This is a genomic window from Psychromonas sp., assembly GCF_983033635.1.
Map to the genome: position 1 here is coordinate 12,705 of NZ_CEZLMY010000078.1, position 3,063 is coordinate 15,767.

Sequence of the window (3,063 nt, forward strand, 5' to 3'; positions counted from 1 at the left end):
ACTGCAAAGAAAAAAGTTGAAAAACAGCAAAGCGAAAGCGTTGAAATCACGACGACAGTAGAAAAGAAAAAAGTAATAGAAAAGCCAGTAAAAACGCTAAGTGCGACTGTTAATTCAAAAAGCCCCGCTGAAATTAAAACGGCCAATCAAAAACTACAAAAAACAATTCAAGAAACAACGGCCGAAAGTGATGCAATGCTGAAAGCGGAGGTGTTTGAAGCAGATTTTCACCTTGATTTAGCTGCAGCTCAGACAGCTAAAAAATCACCGCAAAAAGCGCCGACAACTAAAACGAAAAAAGTTAAAACCATACTCACTGCAGAATCTGTAAGCAGTGAAATTTTGCAACAGCAGGCAAAAGCTAAACGTGTATTCAAAAAACAACCGCAAACAAGCAGCGCGAGCGTAATGAATCAGGGCGTATTACAGGAAGCAATAGTGGTTTCGGGCAATAAACCCACCTACCCAGAACGAGCACGAAAACGAAATCAAGAAGGCCGCGTGGTGGTAAAACTCACAGTCACCACCAAAGGAAAAGCTAAAAATCCTGAGATTATAAGCTCAAGCGGATACTCAATGTTAGATAATGCTGCGCTTCAATTTATCAGTGAAGAGCTGTTTATGCCGGCACATAAAGGTGATGAAAAAATTACGACAGAACAACTTTTTTCTTTCCGCTTTCAGTTAGAATGATCCTCTATTTCTAATATCTAAATTCTAATGACCTATTTTTAATTTCTTATTATTCTTATTAACAAAGCCTGGTAAAACGATAAATTAAGTTTGAGCTTAAATAAGACAATTTGAAGAAGGTTGGAGACACAATGAGCAAAATAAAACTTTCAACCGACAGGCTGACACCCGGCTTGTATATCAAACTGCCCTGCTCATGGGGCGGTCATCCGTTTCTTTTCGGCAGCTTCAAAATACAAGACGAAGAACAAGTCAAAGTACTGCAGTCATTAAATTTTAAACATGTTATATTTTTCCCGGAAAAAAGTGATACGGATCCGCTAGCGCCGAATGTAGAAAAAGCAGCACAAGAAAAAAATGAAGAGCAGAAAAATGATTATTTAAAAGCGCTATGGACAGAAAAAGAGCAACGCGTTGAAGAACAAAAACTGTATATCAGAAATTTAAGAAAATGTGAAAATCAATTCAAAAAATCGCTATCCGTAGTACGCGCGATTAACTTGAAACTGGAAAACCAAGGGCCGCAAGCATTATCTGATGCCACAGAATTAATTGGCAGTATCACAAATAAATTAAACGCCACTAACAATCCCGTTTTACATTTAATGGAAGAGGGTAAAGAGGGCGATAAGTACCATAGCCATGTTTTTCATGTGGCAATTTTGGCGATGATTTTAGGCAAAGCGCTGGCACTGTCAGAGCAGGAGCTAATCTACCTAGGTTTAGGGGCCCTGTTTCACGATCTGGGACTCAGTAAAATTCCCAATCAAATTCTACATAACAATCCGAAAATAACTCAAGCGGAAAAAAATTATTTAAAAATGCATGTGCGTTATGCGTTAGACAAAATCAATAATATCCCCAATTTTCCCGCGTCAGTGACCGAAATTGTCAGTCAACATCATGAATACCTTGATGGCAGTGGTTACCCGCAAAAATTAAGCGGTAAACAAATTAACTTATTGACACAAATTGTCACCATAGCCGATGAATATGACAAGCTGTGTAATCCAATTGACAAACACCCGGCTCGTACCCCTTACCATGCTTTGTCGCATCTTTATAAAAACAAAAACAAACAGCTCAACAAAGAAGTATTAGGCCTATTAATCAAAGAGTTAGGGATTTACCCGCCGGGATGTATTGTGCAGCTTTCTAATGAAAAGTTGGCACTGGTAATGAGTGTGAGCAAGGATAATATTTTACAGCCGAATGTCATGATTTATGACCCATCCATACCTAAAAGTGATGCACCCATTATTTCACTAAGCAAACTAAAGTTAAAAATTGAAAAAGTGATTTTGCCGTCGAAACTACCTGCAAATATTCAAGAATATTTAAATCCGCGCGTACGGGTAAACTATTATTTTGAACATGTGGAAGAGAGCTGATTATTAGTATTTATAATAATAAATTGAAGACAAGCAATAACGAAGCGGATACCCAGCTATTTTTTAGCTGGGCAAATTATTAAGTTTATGTCGAATGAGTTAATCGACCGATGCCATATCACCACTATCTTCGAGCCATATCTTACGATCGCCGGCACGTTTTTTAGCAAGCAACATGTCCATCATTTCCATCATTTTATCCGCGTCTTCAATGGTCAATTGTACTAAACGGCGGGTATTGGGATCCATCGTGGTTTCACGTAATTGTAACGGATTCATTTCACCCAAGCCTTTAAAGCGCTGCACATTGACTTTACCGCGTTTTTTCTCCGCTTCAATGCGATCTAACACACCATCTTTTTCCGCTTCATCTAGCGCATAATAAACTTCTTTACCGATATCGATGCGATACAGAGGAGGCATAGCCACAAAAAAGTGCCCGGCTTCGACCACGGGACGGAAGTGCTGCACAAAAAGTGCACAAATCAGTGTGGCGATATGCAGACCATCCGAATCGGCATCGGCAAGGATACAAATTTTTCCATAACGTAAACCCGACAGATCATTCGACGCAGGATCAATACCGATTGCCACTGAAATATTATGGATCTCTTCTGAATTTAAAATGATGTCAGACTCATCTTCCCAGGTATTTTTAATTTTACCTCGCAACGGCATAATTGCTTGAAACTCTCTATCCCGCGCTTGTTTAGCCGAGCCGCCAGCCGAGTCGCCTTCCACTAAAAACAGCTCGCCACGCTCCGGCTCCTGGGTTGAACAGTCAGTCAATTTCCCTGGTAGTGCTGGTCCTTGGGTTATTTTTTTACGCGCGACTTTTTTACTTTTTCGGGTACGTGTTGTTGCATTGTTAATGCAAAAATCAGCCAATAATTCCGCTTCATTTACATTGGCATTAAGCCATAAACTAAACGCATCTTTTACAACGCCAGAGACAAAAGCAGCACACTGCCTTGATGAC

The 3,063-nt window shown here is 39.8% G+C and carries 3 protein-coding genes; 2 read left to right on the forward strand and 1 reads right to left on the reverse strand.

Translation table 11 applies throughout. The features are described 5' to 3' along the window. Together AC4GME_RS11305 and AC4GME_RS11310 are read left to right on the forward strand one after the other, a co-directional pair. The coding region (locus tag AC4GME_RS11305; protein WP_490379406.1) for an energy transducer TonB at positions 1-693 on the forward strand (693 nt) is incomplete at its 5' end. A gap of 131 nt (positions 694-824) precedes the next feature. Then, entirely contained in the window at positions 825-2,084 is a 1,260-nt protein-coding gene (locus tag AC4GME_RS11310; protein ID WP_490379407.1) for a cyclic di-GMP phosphodiesterase, read from the forward strand. Between the two features lie 99 nt (positions 2,085-2,183). Here AC4GME_RS11310 and AC4GME_RS11315 read toward each other — a convergent pair. Further along, positions 2,184-3,063: toprim domain-containing protein (locus AC4GME_RS11315; protein ID WP_490379408.1), on the reverse strand; the 880-nt coding region annotated here is incomplete at its 5' end.

Bases quoted from the DNA above. Each gene is read 5' to 3' on its own strand.
- AC4GME_RS11310 (WP_490379407.1), top strand. From the start codon at position 825: ATGAGCAAAATAAAACTTTCAACCGACAGGCTGACACCCGGCTTGTAT.